General features: G+C 67.5%; 20 protein-coding genes. 12 read left to right on the forward strand and 8 right to left on the reverse strand.

Translation table 11 applies throughout. The annotated features are described in order from the left end of the window. The first annotated feature begins 400 nt into the window (after nt 1–400). Entirely contained in the window at nt 401–910 is a 510-nt protein-coding gene (locus AA983_RS15990; protein WP_369798766.1) for a DUF6318 family protein, read from the forward strand. A 385-nt stretch (nt 911–1,295) separates the two neighbouring features. Continuing rightward, on the forward strand, nt 1,296–1,850 hold the full coding sequence (locus tag AA983_RS06695; RefSeq protein WP_047311471.1) for a hypothetical protein: 555 nt from the start codon (nt 1,296–1,298) through the stop codon (nt 1,848–1,850). Between the two features lie 76 nt (nt 1,851–1,926). Here AA983_RS06695 and AA983_RS06700 read toward each other — a convergent pair whose 3' ends face one another. From AA983_RS06700 to AA983_RS06715, 4 genes are read right to left on the reverse strand one after another with little or no spacing between them, the layout of a single operon-like run. Next, nucleotides 1,927–3,657 carry a cytochrome bc complex cytochrome b subunit gene (locus tag AA983_RS06700; protein ID WP_047311472.1) on the reverse strand — a complete coding sequence of 577 codons (1,731 nt, stop codon included), beginning with the start codon at nt 3,655–3,657 and terminating at the stop codon, nt 1,927–1,929. Beyond that, complete coding sequence (locus AA983_RS06705; RefSeq protein ID WP_047311473.1) at nt 3,654–4,763, reverse strand: ubiquinol-cytochrome c reductase iron-sulfur subunit; 1,110 nt, start codon at nt 4,761–4,763, stop codon at nt 3,654–3,656. Before AA983_RS06705 ends, AA983_RS06700 begins: the two co-directional genes overlap by 4 nt. 50 nt (nt 4,764–4,813) lie before the next feature. After that, a complete protein-coding gene (locus tag AA983_RS06710) occupies nt 4,814–5,593 on the reverse strand; it encodes a c-type cytochrome (RefSeq protein ID WP_047311474.1) in 780 nt (259 codons plus the stop codon). A 52-nt stretch (nt 5,594–5,645) separates the two neighbouring features. Continuing rightward, the gene (locus tag AA983_RS06715) at nt 5,646–6,299 is read right to left on the reverse strand and encodes a heme-copper oxidase subunit III (RefSeq protein WP_082128771.1); all 654 of its coding nucleotides are present in this window, start codon (nt 6,297–6,299) and stop codon (nt 5,646–5,648) included. Nucleotides 6,300–6,515: 216 nt separating this feature from the next. Here AA983_RS06715 and trpD point away from each other — a divergent pair, with 216 nt between their 5' ends. Together trpD and AA983_RS06725 are read left to right on the forward strand one after the other, a co-directional pair. Next, the gene (gene trpD / locus AA983_RS06720) at nt 6,516–7,571 is read left to right on the forward strand and encodes an anthranilate phosphoribosyltransferase (RefSeq protein WP_047311476.1); all 1,056 of its coding nucleotides are present in this window, start codon (nt 6,516–6,518) and stop codon (nt 7,569–7,571) included. A 19-nt stretch (nt 7,572–7,590) separates the two neighbouring features. Further along, nucleotides 7,591–7,872 (forward strand): Lrp/AsnC family transcriptional regulator, encoded by a 282-nt coding sequence (locus tag AA983_RS06725; protein WP_047311477.1) that lies wholly within the window; start codon nt 7,591–7,593, stop codon nt 7,870–7,872. A 7-nt stretch (nt 7,873–7,879) separates the two neighbouring features. Here the strand turns inward: AA983_RS06725 and AA983_RS06730 are convergent, their stop codons facing one another. Continuing rightward, nucleotides 7,880–9,607: a DEDD exonuclease domain-containing protein gene (locus AA983_RS06730; protein WP_052946987.1), complete on the reverse strand. Its 1,728-nt coding sequence runs from the start codon at nt 9,605–9,607 to the stop codon at nt 7,880–7,882. Nucleotides 9,608–9,834: 227 nt separating this feature from the next. On the opposite strand from AA983_RS06730, the gene AA983_RS15170 reads away from it, so the two are divergent. Continuing rightward, nucleotides 9,835–10,005 carry a hypothetical protein gene (locus AA983_RS15170; RefSeq protein WP_182434805.1) on the forward strand — a complete coding sequence of 57 codons (171 nt, stop codon included), beginning with the start codon at nt 9,835–9,837 and terminating at the stop codon, nt 10,003–10,005. 23 nt (nt 10,006–10,028) lie between these two features. After that, the gene (locus tag AA983_RS14765) at nt 10,029–10,838 is read left to right on the forward strand and encodes a hypothetical protein (RefSeq protein ID WP_052946952.1); all 810 of its coding nucleotides are present in this window, start codon (nt 10,029–10,031) and stop codon (nt 10,836–10,838) included. A gap of 22 nt (nt 10,839–10,860) precedes the next feature. On the opposite strand, the gene AA983_RS06740 is transcribed toward AA983_RS14765, so the two are convergent. Beyond that, nucleotides 10,861–12,651 carry a long-chain fatty acid--CoA ligase gene (locus AA983_RS06740; protein WP_047311478.1) on the reverse strand — a complete coding sequence of 597 codons (1,791 nt, stop codon included), beginning with the start codon at nt 12,649–12,651 and terminating at the stop codon, nt 10,861–10,863. A 111-nt stretch (nt 12,652–12,762) separates the two neighbouring features. Between AA983_RS06740 and AA983_RS06745 the strand changes: the two genes are divergently transcribed. The 4 genes from AA983_RS06745 to AA983_RS06760 all read left to right on the forward strand — a co-directional run bounded on the left by AA983_RS06745 (nt 12,763) and on the right by AA983_RS06760 (nt 15,941). Next, complete coding sequence (locus AA983_RS06745) at nt 12,763–13,230, forward strand: SRPBCC family protein (protein ID WP_047311697.1); 468 nt, start codon at nt 12,763–12,765, stop codon at nt 13,228–13,230. Between the two features lie 91 nt (nt 13,231–13,321). Continuing rightward, entirely contained in the window at nt 13,322–14,287 is a 966-nt protein-coding gene (locus AA983_RS06750; RefSeq protein ID WP_047311479.1) for an ROK family glucokinase, read from the forward strand. Continuing rightward, on the forward strand, nt 14,284–15,270 hold the full coding sequence (locus AA983_RS06755; RefSeq protein WP_047311480.1) for an ROK family glucokinase: 987 nt from the start codon (nt 14,284–14,286) through the stop codon (nt 15,268–15,270). Before AA983_RS06750 ends, AA983_RS06755 begins: the two co-directional genes overlap by 4 nt. Continuing rightward, nucleotides 15,267–15,941, forward strand: a complete 675-nt coding sequence (locus AA983_RS06760; RefSeq protein WP_052946954.1) for an endonuclease/exonuclease/phosphatase family protein — start codon at nt 15,267–15,269, stop codon at nt 15,939–15,941. Before AA983_RS06755 ends, AA983_RS06760 begins: the two co-directional genes overlap by 4 nt. Before the next feature lie 6 nt (nt 15,942–15,947). Here the strand turns inward: AA983_RS06760 and AA983_RS14770 are convergent, their stop codons facing one another. Beyond that, complete coding sequence (locus AA983_RS14770) at nt 15,948–16,511, reverse strand: hypothetical protein (RefSeq protein ID WP_052946955.1); 564 nt, start codon at nt 16,509–16,511, stop codon at nt 15,948–15,950. A 167-nt stretch (nt 16,512–16,678) separates the two neighbouring features. Between AA983_RS14770 and AA983_RS06770 the strand changes: the two genes are divergently transcribed. Next, on the forward strand, nt 16,679–17,596 hold the full coding sequence (locus tag AA983_RS06770; RefSeq protein WP_082128773.1) for a 1-acyl-sn-glycerol-3-phosphate acyltransferase: 918 nt from the start codon (nt 16,679–16,681) through the stop codon (nt 17,594–17,596). A 61-nt stretch (nt 17,597–17,657) separates the two neighbouring features. Continuing rightward, entirely contained in the window at nt 17,658–19,031 is a 1,374-nt protein-coding gene (locus AA983_RS06775; protein ID WP_082128774.1) for a class II 3-deoxy-7-phosphoheptulonate synthase, read from the forward strand. 77 nt (nt 19,032–19,108) lie between these two features. On the opposite strand, the gene pknB is transcribed toward AA983_RS06775, so the two are convergent. Continuing rightward, a complete protein-coding gene (gene pknB / locus AA983_RS06780) occupies nt 19,109–21,076 on the reverse strand; it encodes a Stk1 family PASTA domain-containing Ser/Thr kinase (RefSeq protein WP_047311481.1) in 1,968 nt (655 codons plus the stop codon). Nucleotides 21,077–21,140 lie beyond the last annotated feature (64 nt).

A 21,140-nucleotide genomic window follows, 5' to 3' on the forward strand; every position in this document is an offset into this window, starting at 1 on the left:
AGCAAGTGTGAAGCGGCGTCGGCCTCGTACGAGCTGTGGGTTTGAGGTCAGAAGCGCGCTGAAGGGTGGCCTGCGAAATCTGACCAAAAACTTACCGTTCGTTTCGGCCACCTCGTGACGATGCCGGGTGAGACTCGACGAGTCCCATCAACTCGTGGAGGTTGTCATGTCCGAGCGGTTCACGCACCGTGAAGTCGGAGGAGATGCTGCGCCGCTCAACGGCGGCACTCCGAAGGGGAAGCGGCGAGGGCAGCCCGCGCCGGTAGCGCTGTGGGCCTCTGCCGCGCGCGGACGCGCTTTGGGCCGATGGGCGACGGCGTGCTGCGCTGCGGTGGTGCTCGCCGGGTGCAGTGGGGAATCGGCGCCGACCGCGTCAAGCGGGGACGTGGCACCGTCCGACATGTCTCGAATCGCCTCCGGAAACGCATCGTCCTCCAAGACGACCAGCGCACCATCGAGTACGTCATCGAACACGAATGGCCAGAGCCGTGAGTTCGTCGTCCCGGACGCAGCCAAGGCCCACACCCACGAAGGTGCCAAGGCTTATGCACGCTTCTACTTGGAGACGCTTGGGTCCTTGGACCGGACGCCGAGGACTGGGGTGATACCAAAGTTGTCGACTTCCGCGTGTACATCCTGCGCTAAACAAGAGGAGACCATCGCCTCCTTCGTCAAGACCAATAAGCGGGTAGAAACCAAAGACTTCAAGATTGGTTCGACCACGGTCCGCCCGGACTCGACGGAGGATTCCGTAGTCATCCAGGTCCGACACTCTGATGGGGGCGCTACCGAGTTCACTCGAGGCAAGAAGACTGCTAACTTCCCGCCGACGAATAGCCATATCGAGGTACGAACGGACTGGGACGGCAGGTCCTGGAAGGTGGGTGAGCAGGGAGTTGTCGCGGACTAGTCGTGTTCTCATACTGGGGGTTATGGGCGGGAGCCTGACCCTTTCAGCCGGTGCGGCTAACTCCGAAGCCGCTGAGGGGTGCCAACGGGCACAGGTCGCCTGTACGGGGCGCGGTGGGGTCACCGTGGTTGTGAAGGTGCCCGGTTCCACTCGCTCCGGAGCTCTCGCACCCCGAAAATCTGCCTCCCGGGTGGCGGTTGCTCGTCGACCGGGAAAGGCCACGCCTATCGTTCGGGCTGCGTCTAACCTGCCAAGAGGAGGACCTATGTGGCGCGCCTTAGATGCGCCGCTTGGTGAGGGCACAACCGACGGCCTCCCCATGATCGCTCAGGACCCGTGCGCTGTAGCTGATGGCGTGGCGAAGTATTCATGCGTCCGTACGAGGATGAGCGGCGTTGAGGCGGGCGTTGACTTCGCTGCGCCTGCGGTGCCCGCTGCCGCACCTCAGGGCGAGACAGTCACCCAGGTGGCTGTTCCGACCTACACGCCGGAAGAGGCTGCTGCTCAAGCCTGGACCACGCAGATCTTCACGAAGCCGGGCGTGGACATCCAGCCCGTCGGCAACACGACTCTGACTGGTCTGCCGACCTACTTCCGTGCCGCCTTCGGAGCCGAGGGGCTCGCACCGGGGGAGAGCGTCACGACGACGGTCCTCGGTCACACGGTGACCATCCGTCCTGCCAGCGCTCTCTACACCTACCACTACGGCGACGGAACGAGTCACGGACCCACCCCCGATGCCGGCGGCGTCTACCCCTCAGGTGCGGTGACGCACACCTACGCTCGCAAGGGCGTCGTCAACACTCGCATCGATGTGACGCTGACCGGGGAGTTCAGGATTGGCGGGGGAGCGTGGCAACCCATTCCTGGTTCGACGACGGTGGCGGGAACCCCAGAACAACTCACCGTCGCCGTTCTTCAGTCCCGTCTGCATCACTGAGACTTATCGCAGACGAAGGAGGGCCCGATCGGCTGTTGCCGATCGGGCCCTCCTTCGTGTGGTGCAGCGAACTGACTCAGCGCTGACCCGTCTCCTCGGAGCCACCGTGAAGTTCACCGACGAACTCATCGGACTTCGCGTCCTCGAGGACCGCAGCCTCAAGCTCGTCGTGGTCACCGTGGTGGTGAGCCGCTTCGAGCTCCGCAGGCGTGACGGGGGCGATGCGGTCACGGAAGTAGAAGTTGGTCCAGCGGTTGCGACGCTTCGCCTTCTTCAGCTCCTTGCCCTCAAGGCCGGAGGTGTCGATGTTGCTCGGGGCCTGAGCCTCGTAGCCGACCAGACGCCAGCGGGTGAACTCGTCGACCTCCTCGTGCGCCTCGAAGAAGCGGCCCTCGGGGGTGCGGACGATGCGACCCGACTCACGGCCGTGCAGCACGAGGTCACGGTCGTGACGCTGCAGGCTGAGGCAGATGCGCTTCGTCACCCAGAAGGCGATGATCGGGCCGAAGATCACGAGGAAGCGGAACAAGTACGTGATGTCGTTGATCGACATGTGCAGCTTGATCGCCATGATGTCGTTACCGGCCGCGAACATGAGCACCGCGTAGAACACCGCGAAGCCCATACCGATGGCGGTGCGCGTCGGAGCGTTGCGCGGACGGTCGAGCACGTGGTGCTCGCGCTTGTCGCCGGTGACCCAGTTCTCGATCCACGGGTAGATCGCGATCATGCCGAAGAAGATCGGCAGCAGGGCGATCGAGCCCGGGAAGATGTTCATGCTCCAGGTGTGGCCGAGAGCGACGAACTCGAGGAAGCCGGGAAGCAGTCGCAGCGCACCGTCGGCGAAGCCCATGTACCAGTCAGGCTGCGAACCGGCGGTCACCTGCGTCGGCTCGTACGGACCGTACGCCCAGATGGCGTTGATGCCGACGAGGCTCGAGATGAGAGCCGTGATGCCGAAGACGATGAAGAAGAAACCGCCGGCCTTGGCCATGTACACCGGCATGAGCGGGAAACCCACGACGTTCTTGTCCGTGCGACCCGGGCCGGGGTACTGCGTGTGCTTGTGCACGACGAGCAGGATGAGGTGAGCCGCGAGCAGCGCCACCATGATGGCCGGGATGAGCAGGATGTGCAGCGAGTAGAAGCGGGGGATGATCATCTCGCCGGGGAAACCGCCGCCGAACAGACCGTACGAGATGTACGTACCGACGATCGGCGTGGAGAGGATGAAGCCCTGCATCGCTCGGATACCCGTACCGGACAGGAGGTCGTCCGGGAGGGAGTAGCCCATGAAGCCCTCGATGATGGCCAGCATGAACAGCAGGGTTCCGATGACCCAGTTGATCTCACGCGGCTTGCGGAAAGCACCCGTGAAGAACACGCGGAACATGTGCATCATGATCGACACGACGAACAGCAGAGCCGCCCAGTGGTGGAGCTGACGGATCAGCAGACCACCGCGGATGTCGAACGAGATGTCGAGGGTCGAGGCGAACGCCTCGGACATCTGGATGCCCTGCAGCGGCACGTACGAGCCGTTGTAGGTGGTGTGGCCCATCGACGGCACGAACCAGAACGTGAGGAACGTACCGGTGATGAGCAGGATGATGAAGGAGTACAGCGCGACCTCACCGAGCATGAAGCTCCAGTGATCCGGGAAGACCTTCTTCATGAGGAAGCGCACGCCCTTGGCGGCGCCGCTGCGCTCGTCGATCCAGTTCGACACACCCGCCAGGCCGCCCTTGGGGTCCTGACGCTGCGTCGTCGGAGCGTGCGAGTCGCGCGCGGAAGCAGCGGTGCTCACGACTTGAGTTCCTTCCCGTTGTCTTCCCAGAAGCTCGGTCCGACCGGGCGCTTGAAGCCCTGGTCAGCCACGAGGTAGCCCTCGTCGTCGACAGAGATCTTCAGCTGCGGCAGCGGGCGCTTGGCCGGGCCGAAGATGACCTTGCAGTCGTCCGTCATGTCGAACGTGGACTGGTGGCAGGGGCAGAGCAGGTGGTGCGTCTGCTGCTCGTAGAGGCCCACCGGGCAACCCACGTGCGTGCAGATCTTGGAGTAGGCGACGATGCCGTCGACACCCCACTGACGCTGACGCTCCGACTTGATCTTGGCCTCGTCGAGACGGACGAGGATCACGGAGGCCTTCGTCTTCTCGTTGAGAGGGTGCTCGGTGTCGTTGACACCCTCGGGCAGGACGTGGAAGACCGAGCCCAGCGTCACGTCGGACGCGCGGATGGCGGTGCCTTCCGGGTCACGCATGAGACGACGGCCGCGCCCGTTGATCTTCGTGTCCCACATCGTCTTGACAAGGTCGAGCTTCGGCATCGGGCCCAGGCCACCGAGGAGGGGGAGGGCGACCGGCACGGCGAACAGGCCGAGCGCGCCACCGAGCGTCCACTTCAGGAGCGGGCGACGCTTGAGCTGAGCAGCCTCGGCGCCACCGGTCATGATGTTGGCGGCGGCTTCCCAGGCCTCGTCGTCCGACTTCAGCTCGTGACGCTCTTCGATGACCTCTTCGTCCGGCATGATCGTCTTCGCCCAGTGGACGGCACCGAGGCCGATACCGAGCAGCGACAGCGCCAGCGTGAAGCCGAGAACGAAGTGAAGCGCCTTGGTCGGGCCGACGAACGGGATCGTCATGACCGAGTTCTTGTCGATCGCGAAGTAGGCCACGACGAACAGCACCGTGGCGAGCATCGACATGATGAACAGGGTTGCGACCTGACGCTCGGACCGCTTGGCAGCAGCCGGGTCCTCGTCACCGAGACGGTGGACGTGCGCCGGGAGGCCGGGGTTCTCGAAGCGGTCGGGAAGTGCGCCCGTGCCCTCGATGTGCCCGTCGTTCAGGCTGACCGGAGCGTAGTCCGACGAGCCCTCACCCGGGTGCGCCGAAGCGCCGGATTCATTCATGTTCTTGCGATTCCTGTCTGACGAGTCAGATCCGAAACGGGGAAACTTCATCAGGCCGCCTTACGTCCGAGCCACACGGCCACACCGATGCACAGGCCGATACCGAACGTCCAGGCGAACATGCCCTCCGTCACCGGGCCGAGAGCACCGAGGTTGTGACCGCCCTCAGCAGGGTCGTTCTCGACGTGCTTGAGGTAGGTGATGATGTCCTTCTTGTCCTGCGGCGAGAGGTTGGTGTCGTTGAACACCGGCATCGACTGCGGGCCCGTGACCATGGCCTCGTAGATGTGCTTGCCGCTGACCGACATCAGGGTCGGGGCGTACTTGCCTCGCGTCAGGGCGCCGCCCTGGCCGGAGGCGTTGTGGCACATGGCGCAGTTGACGCGGAAGAGCTCGCCACCCTTGGCAGCGTTGCCGCCCGGGGTCGTGTACTCCTTCTCCGGAACGCTCGGGCCGGGGCCCAGGCTCTGGACGTAGGCAGCCATCTGCGCGATCTGCTCGTCCGAGAACTGGACGTTGTTGCGCTGGGCCTGCGTGTTCGGAGCCGCGAGCGGCATGCGGCCGGTGCCGACCTGAAAGTCGACCGACGCAGCGCCGACGCCGACGAGCGACGGGCCGGAGGTGGTGCCGGTGGCGTTGGTGCCGTGGCAGGTGGAGCAGTTCGAGAGGAACAGCTGCTTACCGGCCTTGACGTCCTCGGCGCTGGCGCCGGCAGCCTTGGCGGTCTTGGGCGCGAACGCGGCGTAGAGGCCACCGGTCACCACGAGGGCGAGAAGCAGCACGACGAACAGGGCAGCCGGGTGTCGGCGGCGGGCGGCGAGAGTGCTCACGAGAACATCCTGTCGGCGGTCGGGAAAATGATGCGGCGCGGTTCGTGGCGCATTACTTCAGGAGGTAGATGGTGGCGAACAGTGCGATCCAGACGACATCGACGAAGTGCCAGTAGTAGGACGTGACGATGGCGCCGGTGGCCTGGTGGTGGCTGTAGTTCTTCGACGTGAAGGTACGGCCGATGATCAGCAGGAAGGCCAGGAGACCCAGGGTCACGTGGATGCCGTGGAAGCCGGTGGTGATGTAGAACATCGAACCGTAGGCGTCACTGTCGAGCGAGATGCCCGCCTCGTGGAGCTCGGAGTACTCCAGCACCTGGCCGGACACGAAGATCGCGCCGAACAGGTAGGTGAGGGAGTACCACTCGCGCATGCCCCACTTGCCGACCTCGAGAAGCTTGCCCGTGCGGTGCGGGATGCCGTGCTCGGCCTTGAACACGCCGAGCTGACACCACACGGACGAGATCACGAGGACCGTCGTGTTGATGGCCGCGAACGTGACATTGAGGTGATGCGTGCGGTCATGCCACAGGTCACCTGCCACGGAGCGGATCGTGAAGTACATCGCGAACAAGCCGGCAAAGAACATGAGTTCGCTTCCGAGCCACACCATCGTGCCAACGGCAGTCAGGTTGGGTCGGGTCGCCGGTCCGTGCCCGGCGGGGATGCCGTGTTCGCTCGTCTGAGCTGTAGTTGCGGTCGCCACCCGGACATTATGTCCTGCCCATTCCCCGATCGCGCACGCGGCCCCCCGAAGAGACACACTTTTGTTACTTCCGCTGTGAGAGCACTGGGTTTCGCACGGGTTCGAGCTGTGGGTGTGATGCGCGTCGTTCCGCGCATCGGGAGGCGGCACAGGGTGAGTCGGCGGCGGGCCTAGAGTTGGGGAGAACCCGTCGTCCGACACCAGCGAGGTATCGCAATGCAGTGGCCGCAACTCGTCTCACATCTCGTGCGAGGTGAGGACCTCAGCTATGAGCAGGCTCGCGGGGCCATGGGCGCGATCATGTCCGGGGAGGTCTCGCCCGTCCGGATGGCTGCCTTCCTCGTGGCTCTTCACTCCAAGGGCGAGACCGTGCAGGAGCTTCAGGGCCTCGCGGACGTCATGGTCGAACACGCGCGCGCTCTCGAGGTGCCGGGCCCGACGCTCGACATCGTCGGCACCGGTGGCGACATGGCACACACGGTGAACATCTCGACGATGGCGTCCCTCGTCTGTGCCGGCGCCGGGGTGCGAGTGGCCAAGCACGGCAACCGGGCCAGTTCCAGTTCGACGGGCACCGCGGACGTCCTGGAGGCTCTCGGCGTCGATCTCACGACGGAGCCCGAGCGTCTGCAGGCCGAAGCGCTCGAGGCCCCCATGACCTTCCTCTTTGCGCAGCTTTTCCACCCCGCCATGCGTCACGCGGCGACGACACGCCGTGAACTCGCCGTTCCGACGGCCTTCAACTTCCTCGGTCCGCTGACCAACCCTGCGCGCCCTGCCGTGGCCGCGGTCGGGTGCGCGAACAAGGCGATGGCCCCGGTCATGGCGGGCGTGTTTGCCGAGCGAGGCACGGATGCGGCCGTGTTCCGCGGTGACGACGGACTCGACGAGCTCACCTTGGCCACGACCTCGACGGTGTGGTGGGTGTTCGACGGCGCGGTGGAGGAGCACGTGCTCGGACCGCAGGACGTCGGGCTCGAAACGGCACCGCTGGAAGCCTTGCGAGGAGGCCAGGCGGACGAGAACGCCGAGGTCGTGCGCCGTCTGCTGGCCGGCGATCACGGTCCGGTGCGTGACGCCGTCCTGTTCAACGCGGGGCTCGCGTTGGCCCTGACGGAGCAGCAGGCGAGCGGTGAGCGCTTCGGTGGACGTGGCGATCTTGCCGAGGCGGTGCGAGCCGGCGTCGCCCGGGGCGCAGAGGCCATCGACTCCGGTGCTGCTGCCCGAGTTCTCGACGGTTGGGTCGAACGTTCCCGCTCGGCGTCGCGCTGACGATGGCTACGGTGTACCCGTGATCACCGCAATTGTTCTCATCGAAGCCGAGGTCTCCCGCATCCCCGAGGTGGCCGCGGAGCTGGCCGATCTCGACGGCGTCGACGAGGTGTACTCCGTGACAGGCGGCGTCGACCTCATCGCCATGGTGCGCGTTCCCTCCTACGAGGACCTCGCGCCCGTCATCTCCGATCGCATCAACAAGGTCACCGGCGTGACGGGCACGGACACGCACCTCGCGTTCCGCACCTACTCCAAGCACGACCTCGAGGCCGGTTTCGATCTCGGCCTCGACGGCTGAGAACCCGTCACGAAGCGCGCTCGTCCTCCCACGCGAGTTCGCGAGCGCGCTCGACGAGGGGATCGAGCCGTGACAAGGCGCCGCCGGCACCGCCCACGGGGCTGACCCACGGGAGATTCGAGTCGACCACGCGGGTTCCGGGGCGCTCGAGCCAGCGCAGCACGACGTCGGTCTCCTCTGGGAGTGTCTCGTCGGTGGGCGACACCGCTTCGGCGAAGAGGGCGAGTGACTCGATGACCGGGCGCGGATCTTCGCCGCGATTCGCGTGTGCCGACCCGGCTAGTCGCCCGTATCGGACGACGGCGAACTCCCAGCCTCCGGCGGCGCGTGGCCGCGCAGCGACGAAGTGGGGGTTCTCGACGAGCGGGGCGCGCCGCTGGTGACGATCGGTGCCGCGCAGCATCTCCACGAGGGCGTCGCGCGTGGCGCGGGCCTCTTCGAAGCGTTCGTCCGTGGCCAGGCGAGCGAGACGTCGTTCGAGATCGGAGACGAGCGTCGAGGTGCCGGACTCGAGCTCCTGGCGCAGCGCCGTCACGATCGGCGCGTAGGCCTCCGGTGTGAGTTCGCCGAGGCAGGGGGCATCGCATCGGTCGATCTCGGCGAGAACGCACGGGGGCGCGCCCTTGCTCGAAATCGGTTGAGTGCACTGGCGGATCCGGCGCACGTCGTGGATGGCGTCACGCGCGGCGCCGGCCGCGGTCTTCGATCGGAACGGGCCCACGTAGAGGGCCTCGTCGTCGCGTCGGGAACGGACGACGGACAAGCGGGGGAAGCGCTCGTCGGTGACCTTGAGCCATGCGGCCTTCTCGGGCCGGGCGGAGCGCCGATTGAAGCGAGGGCGGAACTCTGCGATCAATCGGATCTCGCGCACATGAGCTTCGAGCGCGGTGGCGCAGGGGATCGGCGTGACGGTGTGCGCGAGGTCGACCATGAGGCCCATTCCGCGCCGCTTCTCGGACGCCGTGAAGTAACTCTTGACTCGACGTTTAATGTTTCCCGACGTGCCGACGTAGAGCGGAACGCCCTGCTCGTCCTTGAAGACATAGACGCCCGGCGCCTCGGGTAGGCCGTCGGCCATCGTCGCGCGACGGCGACGCGCAGCGGGCACCTTGGCGCCGAAGACGATGAGATCCTCACGGGACGTCACACCGAGTGAGCCAGCGCGGGCGAGGAGAGCGTGCAGCACGTCGACCGTGGCTCGCGCGTCGGCGAGAGCGCGGTGATTGGGCGTCGTGTGAGCACCGAAGTGTGCGGCCAGGGTTCCGAGGCGATGGTTGCGCACCTCCTCGCGTGGGACGAGGGCGCGAGCGAGCTTCACCGTGTCGACGACGTCGGGGGCCGGCCAGTCGATGGCGTGGCCGGCGCACGCCGCCTTGAGGAAACCGACATCGAATCCGGCGTTGTGGGCCACGAGAACGCTGTCATGTCCGAGGAACTCGAGGAAGGCCGGCAGAACCCCCGCGATGCGTGGGGCGTCGTACACCATACTCGTCGTGATGCCGGTGAGTCGCTGGATCTGGACGGGGATCTCATGGCCGGGGTCGACCAGCGTGGCGAACTCTCCCAGGATCTCGCCGCCGCGCACCTTCACGGCGCCGATCTCGGTGATGCCCTCGGCTTCGGGGCGCCCGCCCGTCGTCTCGAGATCGACCACGACGAACGTCACGTCGACGAGGGGCGTGCCGAGGTCACTGAGCGACGTCTGCACGCCCGTCTGCGCTGTCGAGATCTCCATGCTCCGCACGGTAGATGCCGGCACCGACAACCCCTTGCTCCTCGAGGCTCAATGGCGCCGGCCAACGGGCGAATTCCGCTGAATGGCGGGGTTGTCGGTACCCGCACCTACCGTCGTCGTCACAAGCCGATCGCATGGGCGAACGGCCGCGAGAACCAACCGAAGGGGGCATCATGCTCATCTCGTGCAACTCCTGCCCGGTGCGGGGTCGCGCTTGCGACTCATGCGTGGTCACGACCTTCCTCGGGCTGCCCGAACCGGCCCTCGGCGAACCCGAGTGGGAGGCCGAGGACCACCGGGTGCTCGACACCCTGTGCGCCTCCGGCCTCGTGTCCGCCCACGACGCGGCGGACGCGCGTCTCGAGCGCGCGCCGTTCGGTCTTCAGGTGGCCGTCTGAGACGCGCCCTCTAGGGTTGGCGCATGCCGTCCCGCCGCCGCGTTCTCGGGTTGCTGCCCGTCGTCCTCGCCGCGGCATGCTCTGGTGGCGACGGTGACGCTCGCGACGCGGAGTCGCCGTCGGGGTCAGGAGGCGGTTCGTCGAGGCAGACGATGCGCCTCGAGACGCCGCTCAGCTCGATCGACCTGTCGGTGACCGAGGGAAGCGCATCGGAGTGGGCGGATCGTGTGAAGCGTGCGGCAGGCGACGTGGCCACGATCTGGGGTAAGGCCCAGGGGAGCGTGAAGGTCGCGGTCGTCGACGATGCCGCCTTCGCCGCGGCTGCTGACGGGCTCGACGGTTCGACGGCAGCCGTGACGACGAGCGACGGGCGCGTGCTCGTCTCGCCCAGCGCGGCGAGCTCGCTGACCGACATCGGGCGACAGGTCGTCATTGCCCACGAACTGGCGCACGTGCGGTTGCGGCACTTCGGTTCCGATCGCACAGCGCTTTGGCTCAAGGAGGGTGCTGCGGAGTGGACCGCAACCCCTGATCAGGCGCCGAGGCTCCCCGCGCGTTGGCCGAATCTTGCGGCAGCCCACAACGCGCGGCAGGAACACTTCACCGGTCCACCGCCGGCGCAGCAGTTCCAGCGTGACGCCCGCCTGGGGTACGAGTGGTCCGCGGCCTACGTCACCTACCTGGCCGACGTCGCGGGTGCGCCCGCGCTCAAGCGCCTCGTGCAGTCGCGCTCGGACGAGGAGCATGCCAGCTCATCGGCCCGACAACTCCTCCCCGACAGTGCCGAGTCGTTCGCCGCATGGCTGGATCGGGCGCTGAACTCCGGTAGCTGAGGCGCGAACCGCCGAGGCGGGCTCAGGCGTAGAGCTCGTCGACCTGCTCGGCGAAGTCCTTGAGCACGACGTGACGCTTCACCTTGAGCGACGGTGTGAGGTGCCCTGAAGCCTCCGTGAGGTGTTCCGGCAAAACCGTGAACTTGCGGATCGACTCCGCGCGCGACACGAGTTGGTTGGCCTTGTCGACCGCAGACTGCAGCGCTTCGAGCACCTCGGGGCGCGTGCGTGCCTGCTCGGGGTCGAGGTCGGCGACGCCGTGCTCGTTCGCCCACGCTGGCAGCGCCTCCTCGTCGAGGGTGAGCAGCGCCGTGATGAACGGGCGGCCGTCACCGACGACGACGGCTTCGGCCACGAGGGGATCGGAGCGCAGGGCGTCCTCGAGGCGCGACGGGCTGACGTTCTTGCCGCCCGCGGTCACGATGAGGTCCTTCTTGCGGCCGGTGATCGTGAGGTAACCCTCCTCGTCGAGCGAGCCGAGATCGCCCGTGCGGAACCACCCGTCGACCTTCGCCTCTGCGGTCGCGTCAGGGTTGCCCAAGTACTCGCGGAAGACGTTGATGCCCTTGACGAGCACCTCGCCGTCCTCGGCGATCCGCAGGCAGACGCCAGGGCATGCCGGGCCGACGGTGCCGATCTTGAGTCGCTCCGGCGGGTTGACCGACGCCGGTGCTGTCGTCTCCGTCAGGCCGTAGCCCTCAAGGACGGGAAGGCCGATGCCGTTGTAGAAGTGGGCGAGGGAGGCGTCCAAAGGCGCGCCACCGGAGATCGAGTACCGGAGCTCGCCGCCGAACGCCGCGCGCAGCTTCGCGTAGACAAGACGATCGAAGACCGCGTGCTTGGCCCGAAGGAGCAACGAGGGGCGCCGTCCCGCGTTCGTGGCCTGGCTGTACTTCGTCGCGACGTCGGCGGCGGTGTCGAACACGCGACCCTTGCCGTCAGAGACAGCGCGCTGACGCGACGCGGCGAACACCTTCTCGAACACCCGCGGCACCGCGAGCAGGTACGAGGGGCGGTAGGTCCCGAGGTCGTCGACGAGGGTGGTCATCGACGTGTGCCCCAAACGGGTTCCGGAGGCGATCGCCACGTACTGGATGAGGCGCGCGAAGACGTGCGCGAGCGGCAGGAACAGCATCGTGCCGTTGTTGTCCTCGCCGTTGACGAGCGCGTCCATCCGGGCCAGGGCGTTCTGCGACAGCGCAACGAAGTTGCCGTGCGTCAGCACGCAGCCCTTCGGGCGGCCGGTCGTGCCGGAGGTGTAGATGATCGTCGCCATGCTCTCGGCGTCGAGGCTGTCGCGTCGTGCGCGCATCTCGGCATCACTGACATCGCCGGCACCCTGACGCAACTCGTCGAGGTGTCCGCCGTCGATCTGCCAGACGTCACGCAGGGCCGGGCACTCGTCGCGGACCGTGGCGATGCTGCGGGCCATGTCGACGTCCTCGACGATGGCGGCGATCGAGCCGGAGTCGCGAAGGATCCAGGAGATCTGGTCGGCCGACGACGTCTCGTACACCGGCACGACGACGGCGCCGGCAGTGAGCAGTGCGAGGTCGACGAGTGTCCACTCGTAGCGGGTGTGGCTCATGAGGGCGACGCGGTCGCCCGGTCGCACGCCCGACGCCATGAAGCCCTTGGCCAACTGCTCCACCTCGGCGAGGAACTCGCGGTGGGTGATCTCACGCCACGTGGCCCCCTCGCGCACGGCGTAGCCGACCTTGTCGCCTCGCTGCGTCGCGTTCGTCGTGAGCAACTGCGGAAGACTCGCTTCCTCGCGGACGGGAACGAGCAGAGGTTCGCAGCTCTCCTGCATGGCGACCTTTCGTCTGAGGCGTGGGGTGGCGGGGTGGACTGGCGTCCGAATGCCGCGCCCAGCCTAGCGGCTTGCTCGAAAGGTTCCGCGCGCATGCCCTACTGTCGCGACATGGGTGAGCACACGAACGCGACTCGGGTGATGTCGGCAGATCCGGAGACGGTGCTGGCCACCGTCGTCGACATCGAGGCCTACCCGAGGTGGACATCGCAGATCACACGGGCCGAGGTGTTCGCGTTGGATGCGGCGGGCATGCCGAGCGACGCAGAGCTGAGGATGGACGCCGGGCTGCTCAAGGACGTCCTCCGGCTGCGCTACCGCGTGACGAGGCGGGGCCCGGAAGCGGAGGTCGCGTGGACACTCGTCGCGGCGCAGCAGCTACGGAGCCTGGAGGGTTCGTACCGCATCGTGCCGGCGGCTCAGGGGTGCACCGTCACGTACACGTTGAACGTTGATCCCGGCATTCCGATCATCACAGCACTACGCCGCAAGGCTGAGGCAACGGTCGTTTCGGTGGCGCTGGACGACTTGGCGCGTGAGGTCGAGCGCCGAAACACGGAAAGGACGCACCGCGAGTGACGGCGAGGCGATTTGGCCACCGTCGTGGAGCCGTTCAGGATTGGTGGCACGTGCGGTCGCCCGAGTGGCTCCGCGGGATGAAGGGCACAACGTGAGCGTGAGCATCGGTATCGACATCGGCGGAACGAAGATCGCCGGCGGTCTCGTCGACGCCGAGGGCCGACTCGTCGAGCAGGCACGCCGTGACACGCCCGCGCAGGACGCCGAGGCCATCATCACCGGCACGGTCGACCTCATCCGGGAGCTTGCCGAGAAGGCGCGAGCCCATGGTGACGAGACGCCCAAGGTGGGGGTTGCGTGCGCCGGTTACATCGATCGTGAGGGGGCGACGGTCCTTTTCGCACCGAACATCGCGTGGCGCCACGAGCCGCTGCGCGCCCAGCTCCAGGAGGCCACCGGTCACGACGTCGTCATCGAGAACGACGCCAACGCCGCCGGGTACGGGGAGTTCCGCTACGGCGGCGGCAAGAACGTCGACGACATGGTGATGATCACGCTCGGCACTGGTGTCGGCGGAGGCATCGTGCTCGGCGGCGAGGTCTTCCGCGGCAGCCACGGCGTCGGCGCCGAGATCGGCCACATGCGCGTCGTCCCGCACGGACACCTCTGCGGCTGTGGCAACCGAGGTTGCTTCGAGATGTACGCCAGCGGCAGCGCGCTCGTTCGCGACGCGCGGGCCCTCGTCGACGAGGGGACTCCGCAGGGAAAGCGTCTGCGTGAGTTGTGCGACGGCAAGCCGGAGAACCTCAAGGGCGTTCACGTGACGCAGGCCGCCCAGGAAGGTGACGAAGCGGCCGTGGCTCTGCTCGCCGAGATCGGACGCTGGCTGGGCGAGGGCGCCGCGTCGCTCACGGCGATTCTCGACCCGCAGCTCTTCGTCATCGGGGGAGGCCTCGCCGAGGCGGGCGACCTCGTCCTCGAGCCCGCACGCGTCGCGTTCGCCGAGGAGCTGACCGGCGGCGGGCACCGCCCCGCGGCTCGTTTCTGCGTCGCGACGCTCGGAAACGACGCAGGCGTCATCGGCGCCGCAGCACTGGCAAGGGAAGGACGCGCGTGAGTCTCGCGATCGGTATCGACATCGGCGGCACGAAGGTGGCCGGCGGTCTCGTCGACGAGGAGGGCAACGTCATCGCCCGCGCCCGTCGCGACACCCCACACCGCTCGACGAAGGCGGCGGTCGTCGAGGACTTGCTCGTCAGCGTCGTCGACGAGCTCGACGCCGTCGCGGAGCGCGACTCGCTCGGCGATGTATCCGCCGTCGGCATCGGCGCGGCCGGTTTCGTCGGAGCGGATCGCTCGACGGTCGTCTTCGCCCCGCATCTGTCGTGGCGCAACGAGCCGCTGCGCGAGAACTTGCGCGCGCGGTGCACGCACCCCGTCTTCGTCGACAACGACGCCAACACGGCGTGCTGGGCCGAGTGGCGCTTCGGTGCCGTGCGCGGTGAGAGCCACGTCGTCATGGTCAACCTCGGTACCGGCATCGGCGGTGCCGTGCTGTTCGACGGGGAGATCCAGCGCGGTCGGTACGGCATCGCGGGGGAGTTCGGCCACATGCAGGTCGTGCCCGGCGGCCTGCGCTGCGAGTGCGGAAACCGCGGCTGCTGGGAGCAGTATGCGAGCGGCAACGCGCTCGTGCGCGAAGCTCGCTCGCTGCTCGCCGCCGAATCGCCCATGGCTCACGACATCGCGGACACCCTCGGCGGCGACCTGACGAAGCTGACCGGTCCGATGATCACCGAGGCCGCCTCGGCCGGTGACGCCACCGCCGCGGAGCTTCTCGCCGAGATCGGCACGTGGCTCGGCACTGGCCTCGCCAACCTCGCCAGCGCGTTCGATCCGAGCGCCTTCGTCATCGGCGGTGGAGTCTCCGCCGCCGGTGACATGCTGCTCGGCCCGGCGCGTGAGGCCTTCCGCAAACAACTGCCCGGGCGCGGTTACCGCCCGGAGGCCCGCATCGCCCAGGCGCAACTCGGCAACGAGGCCGGCCTCGTCGGCGCCGCAGACCTCGCCCGCAGCGCCGTGAAAGGAAACGTGGCATGACGGTACGACTCATGAGCTACAACGTGCGGGGCCTCAAGGACGACCGGGCCGCGCTGCGCGAAGTCATCGAGCACGCGCGACCTGACGTGCTGTGCCTGCAGGAGATGCCGCGTCACCCGTTCTCGAACCACAAGGTCGCGGCCTTCGCCGAGAGCCTCGGCATGGTCTGGGGCGGCGGCAAGCGTCATCGCATGAGCACCGCGCTCATCACGTCGCCGCGCGTCGAGGTGCGTCGCAGCGGTCACGGCCTGTACTCCGTGCCGCGTCCGCAGGAGCCGCGCGGTTACGCATGGGCGGAGGTGGCGTTGCCAGGTGAGAAGCCGTGGGTCGCGATCAGCACGCACCTGTCGCTCTACGGAGCGTTGCGCGGTGGACACGCGCGTGAACTGCTCGGCGACGAGACCCTCGACCACACGTTGCCGTGGGCGATCGCCGGCGACTTCAACGAGCTCGAGAACGGCCCCGCCGGGCGCGAGTTCAAGCATCACGGCCTGCTCGACGCGGGCCCGCGCATCAACACGTTCAACGCGGCCGACCCGCACAAGCGCATCGACTTCATCTACGCCTCGCCGCAGCTGACGCTGACGGCCGTCGACATGTCCGCGGTCGAAGAACAGATGAAGGTCGCGACCGACCATCGCCCGCTCGTCGTCGACGCCGTCGTCGCCTGACGAGCCTCAGACGCGCGCCCCGTCGTCGTCATCGTCCTCGTCGCGTGACTTCGGCTGTCGGGCCACGGCCATGACGAAGCCGGCTGCGGTGATGAGCGCGGCGAGGCTCCACCACAGCGTTGCGGCGTTGCGGTCGAAGAAGAGCAGGTAGAGCAGCCACAACGGGCCCAGCACGAGGCAGCACAACATGACGATCGTTGCCGGGTCGTCGCTGTCGAGGGGCGTCGGCTCGGGTGGGACGAAGTCGTCGTCGTCCTCGAGTTCGGGAGCGTCCTCGAGAGGTCGATTCGTGTTCAGGTTCGGCAGCGAGGGCGCGTCGTCACGCAGCCGCCACTGGTCACGGAAACCCGGAACGGGGGAGTCGTCGTCCGTGGCCGACGACGACGCGCTGTCGCCGCGCGAGTTGTCCTTGGGTGGCTCGGCAAAGCCGTGGTCGAACCGGTGGCGACTCGCCGGGGGCATCTCATGAGGTTCGTCGCCAGAGGAATCCGACTGCGGCCGCAGGCTCTTGGCGATGGCCTCGAACTCCGCGTCCCAGTCGCGGGCCTCGTCGGGCTGCCGGTTCGTCATCGAACGCGGTTGCGGCGCGCGGGCGCAGCGCTGCCACGGAGATCGTCGAGGTGCATGCCCACATCCTGGCACGAGAGGGGCAACGCCGCGGCCCGGACAGGCTACGCGTCATAGATCACACCGACTAGAGTGACATCGGATTCTCACGCCCAACAGGAAGTTCTCCCGTGCTCTACTGGCTCCTCAAGCGAGTTCTCGTCGGCCCGGCGCTGCGAACGGTGTTCCGCCCGACCGTCGAAGGGCTCGAGCACGTCCCGGATTCGGGGCCTGCGATCCTCGCCATCAACCACCTGTCGTACTCCGACTGGCTCTTTCTGCCGCTCGTGCTCGACCGTCGCGTGACGTTCGTCGCCAAGTCCGAGTACTTCACCACGCCCGGCGTCAGGGGCCGCATGCAGAAGAGCTTCTTCTCGGGCACGGGCCAGGTGCCGATCGACCGCACGAGCGGTTCGGCGGCCGCGGGGGCACTCGCGACGGGCAAGCGGATCCTCGCTGAGGGCGATCTGTTCGGAATCTTCCCCGAGGGCACGCGTTCGCCGGACGGCCGCCTCTACAAGGGCAAGACGGGCGTGGCCCGGTTGGCGCTGGAAAGTGGCGCGCCGGTCATCCCAGTGGCACTCATGGACACCGACACGGTGGCCCCTCCCGGTGAGAAGTTCGGTCGTTACGCGCAGCCGCACGTGCGCTTCGGTGTTCCGCTCGACTTCTCGCGCTTCGAGGGTATGAGCGCCGACCGTTTCGTCCTGCGTTCGATCACCGACGAGATCATGTACGAGCTCATGCTCCTGTCGGGCCAGGAGTACGTCGACGAGTACGCCGCGTCGCGCAAGAAGTCCGTTGCCGAGAAGGCTCGCACCATCGGTGAGGGCGCGGTTCACGTGGCCAAGGAGATCCAGGGCAGCGCCACCTCCGTCATCGAGGACGCCGCCTCACGCCTGCCGCGCAAGAGCAGCGACGCCGACAAGGGCAAGAACGCGGACGCAGCCGCGTCAGCAGAAACCCCCGACTCCACCGGCGACGTGACCACGGAGGCGATTCAGCCGGTGGCCGAGGCGCCGGGTGAGGAAGCGAGCGAGCGCTCCTGACTCCGTCTCAGCAAAAGGGCTGAGATGCGCAGGATTGGACAGGGGTCATAGGCTTCGGAGGGTGAGTACCACCCCCGAAACCCAGACCATTTCGACTACGACCCGTCCCGTGGGCCTCGACTGGCCGGAGCTTCCGGCGAAGCAGCAGCCCACGTGGCCCAACGACGGCTCGCTCGAACGTGTTTCGGAGACCCTGGCCAGCTATCCGCCGCTCGTCTTCGCGGGCGAGTGTGACGATCTGCGCACCCGTCTGGCCGCCGCAGCCCGCGGCGAGGCCTTCGTCCTGCAAGGTGGCGACTGCGCGGAGATGTTCGCCTCGGCCACGGCCGACAACATCCGCGACCGCATCAAGACGATCCTCCAGATGGCGGCCGTCCTCACGTACGGCGCGAGCACGCCGGTCGTGAAGCTGGGCCGCATCGCTGGCCAGTTCGCGAAGCCGCGCTCGAAGGACACCGAGACCCGTGGCGACGTCACGCTCCCGGCCTACCGCGGTGACATGGTCAACGACTTCGCCTTCACCGAGGATGCTCGTCGTCCGAACCCGGACCGTCTGCTCCAGGCGTACAACACGAGCGCGGCCACGCTGAACCTCGTGCGAGCCTTTACGCAGGGCGGTTTCGCCGACCTGCGCAACGTGCACGAGTGGAACAAGGGCTTCATCGCCAACGCCGCGAACTCGCGCTACGAGAAGACGGCCAAGGACATCGACCGGGCGATGCGGTTCATGGCGGCCTGTGGTGCCGACTTCGACGCCCTCAAGGCGGTCGACTTCTTCTCCAGCCACGAGGCGCTGCTGCTCGACTACGAGCGTCCGCTGACGCGCACCGACTCCCGTTCGGGCCGCCCGTACGCCACGTCGGGACACATGCTGTGGGTCGGTGAGCGCACCCGCGAGATCGACGGCGCCCACATCGACTTCATCAGCCGTATCTCGAACCCGGTCGGCATGAAGGTGGGTCCCAAGGCCGACCCGGACGACCTGCTGCGCATCATCGACAAGATCGACCCCGAGCGTGAGCCGGGCCGTCTGACGTTCATCACGCGCATGGGTGCGGGCACGATCCGCGAGGTTCTGCCGCCCATCGTCGAGCGTCTCAAGGCCGAGGGCGCCACGCCGTTGTGGATCACCGACCCGATGCACGGCAACACGTTCGAATCCTCCAGCGGCTACAAGACGCGTCGTCTCGACGACGTCGTCGACGAGGTCCGTGGCTTCTTCGAGGTGCACGAAGCGGCCGGCACGGTGCCGGGCGGCCTGCACGTCGAGCTCACGGGCAACGACGTCACGGAGTGCCTCGGCGGCAGCGTCGAGGTGCGTGACGAAGACCTCGAGAGCCGTTACGAGTCGGCGTGCGACCCGCGCCTCAACCACCAGCAGAGCCTTGAGCTCGCCTACCTGGTGGCCGAGATGCTGGGTGCACGCAACGCCTGAGCAACGACCGCTTCACGCCGAACGGCGCTCGCCCCGACGAGGGGCGAGCGCCGTTCGGCGTTTGTCGAGGAGCCGCCTCAGAAGTTCAGCGTGACAGTGGAGCCCTTGGGCGCCTGCTTGCCGGAGCCGCCCTCGGGCGACTGGCTGGAGACGGTGCCGTCGAGGAGATCGTCGAGCCACGAGCCGCCGTCGACGTCGAATCCGGCGTCCTCGAGCGTGCGGCGGGCATCGGCTGCGCTCATGCCGACGACATTCGGGACGTCAACCATCTCGGGTCCCTTGGACACGGTGAGCGTGACGGTGCTTCCTGCCCGCGCGGTCGTGCCGCTGCTCGGGTCGGTGGAGACGACCTTGCCCGACTCGATGTCCGGGTCGTAGTCCTCCGTTGTCGTCACGGAGAAGCCGAGCGCCTCCAACTGACGCTTCGCATCGTCCTCGGACGATCCGGAGACATCGGGGACGTCGACCTCGGCCGGTCCGTCGCTCACGTTGAGGGTGATCGGGGTGTCGTGACGCACGCGGCTGCCACCTGCGGGGTTGGTGCCGACGACCTTGTCCTTCTCGATGTCGGAGTGTTGCTTCTCGACGCGAGCGACCTTGAACCCCTTGCTCTCCAAGGTCTTGCGCGCGTCGTCCTGCGTGGCGTTCGCGGTATCTGGGACGTCGACCATGCGGGGGCCGGTGCTGACCCAGAGCGTCACATCGCTCGTCGGACGGCGCGACGCTCCGCTTTCGGGTGTCGTGCGCACAGCCCGCCCCGTGGGCACAGTGTCGGACTCGGTGGTGCGGACCTTGACGTCGAAGCCTGCGTTCCGCAGGGTCGAAACGGCCTGACCTTGAGCTTGACCCTGAACCTTGGGGACGGTGCGCGGGCCGAGGGGGCCGACGGTGAACGCGATGGCCGCCACGACGGCGACGACGAGTGCGGCGACGGTGAGCACCCAGGGCCACCAACGGCGCGGGCGCTCGTTCTCGACGACGGTGGCGCGGCTCGGGAGGGCCGTCGTCGACTGGGGGCCGTATTGGCGGGTGACGAGCGGGGAGTCGGGAGCCTCGGCTGCAGAGGAGGCTCGGGCGACCGGCGCGGTCGTACCGTCGGCGGCCGCGGAGACGCGGGTGTGCTGGGTGTCGGCGTTCGTCGTCAGTGACGACGGCGGGGCCGGCGGCACCGGGACGTCGAGAACGTCGTCGGGGAGTTCGGCGCGAAGCCTGGTGACTTCGGTCTTGAACTCCTCGGCGTCGGCGGGACGCTCCTGAGGCTCCTTGGAACAGGCCCGGGCGAGGAGTGGGTCGAAGGCGGCAGTGAGCTCCGGCAGGATCTCGGAGGGCTTCACCATCGTGCCGTGCACGTGCTGGTAGGCCACCTGGACGGGAAGGTCGCCGTCGAAGGCGCGGTGACCCGTGAGCATCTCGAAGAGCACGAGTCCCGCGGAGTAGACGTCGGAACGGGTGCCGGAGGGGCTGAAGCTCGACGGCTCGACCTGTTCGGGCGACAGGTACGACGCCGTGCCGATGAGGACTTCGCTGTCCACGCTCACACCGCTTCCGGTGACCGCGCGGGCCAGGCCGAAGTCGGCGACCTTGACCCGGTCGGCAGCGTCGATGAGAACGTTCTCCGGCTTGATGTCGCGATGCACGAAGCCGGCCCGGTGGGCGGCGGCGAGCCCGTCGAGCAGCTGCTCGAAGAGCGTGAGCTGCTCACCCACGCTCCTGTCGCCGTCGCGAATGACGTCGCGCAACGTGCGACCGCGCACGAGTTCCATGGCGAGATAGACGACATCGGCGTCCTGCCCCTGGTCGTGCACTGCGACGACGTGGGGGTGGGCAAGTCGCGCCGCAGCGCGGGCTTCACGCTGGAAGCGCTCGACGAAGACGGGGTCACGCGCAAGGTCGGCCCGCAAGACCTTGAGGGCGACCTCCCGATCGAGGCGGAGGTCTCGAGCGACGTACACACTGCCCATGCCACCGTCCGCAAGATGCTCGAGGACGCGATAGCGCCCTTCGACGGTGCGGCCGATGAGGGGATCGGCGTGCGAGGTGGTCACGGTGGCGAGTCTAGGTGGCGGGGCAGGAAGAACGCTGAACGCTGCGGGTCATCAGGTGAGGACA

Source organism: Dermacoccus sp. PE3 (assembly GCF_001021715.1).
Taxonomy (GTDB): domain Bacteria; phylum Actinomycetota; class Actinomycetes; order Actinomycetales; family Dermatophilaceae; genus Dermacoccus; species Dermacoccus abyssi.

Coding starts and splice junctions, on each gene's coding strand:
- AA983_RS06745 (WP_047311697.1), top strand. CDS start 12,763: ATGGGTGAGCACACGAACGCGACTCGGGTGATGTCGGCAGATCCGGAG.
- AA983_RS06705 (WP_047311473.1), bottom strand. CDS start 4,763: ATGAATGAATCCGGCGCTTCGGCGCACCCGGGTGAGGGCTCGTCGGAC.
- AA983_RS14770 (WP_052946955.1), bottom strand. CDS start 16,511: ATGACGAACCGGCAGCCCGACGAGGCCCGCGACTGGGACGCGGAGTTC.
- AA983_RS14765 (WP_052946952.1), top strand. CDS start 10,029: ATGCCGTCCCGCCGCCGCGTTCTCGGGTTGCTGCCCGTCGTCCTCGCC.
- AA983_RS15990 (WP_369798766.1), top strand. CDS start 401: ATGTCTCGAATCGCCTCCGGAAACGCATCGTCCTCCAAGACGACCAGC.
- AA983_RS06760 (WP_052946954.1), top strand. CDS start 15,267: ATGACGGTACGACTCATGAGCTACAACGTGCGGGGCCTCAAGGACGAC.
- AA983_RS06740 (WP_047311478.1), bottom strand. CDS start 12,651: ATGCAGGAGAGCTGCGAACCTCTGCTCGTTCCCGTCCGCGAGGAAGCG.
- AA983_RS06730 (WP_052946987.1), bottom strand. CDS start 9,607: ATGGAGATCTCGACAGCGCAGACGGGCGTGCAGACGTCGCTCAGTGAC.
- AA983_RS06695 (WP_047311471.1), top strand. CDS start 1,296: ATGAGCGGCGTTGAGGCGGGCGTTGACTTCGCTGCGCCTGCGGTGCCC.
- trpD (WP_047311476.1), top strand. CDS start 6,516: ATGCAGTGGCCGCAACTCGTCTCACATCTCGTGCGAGGTGAGGACCTC.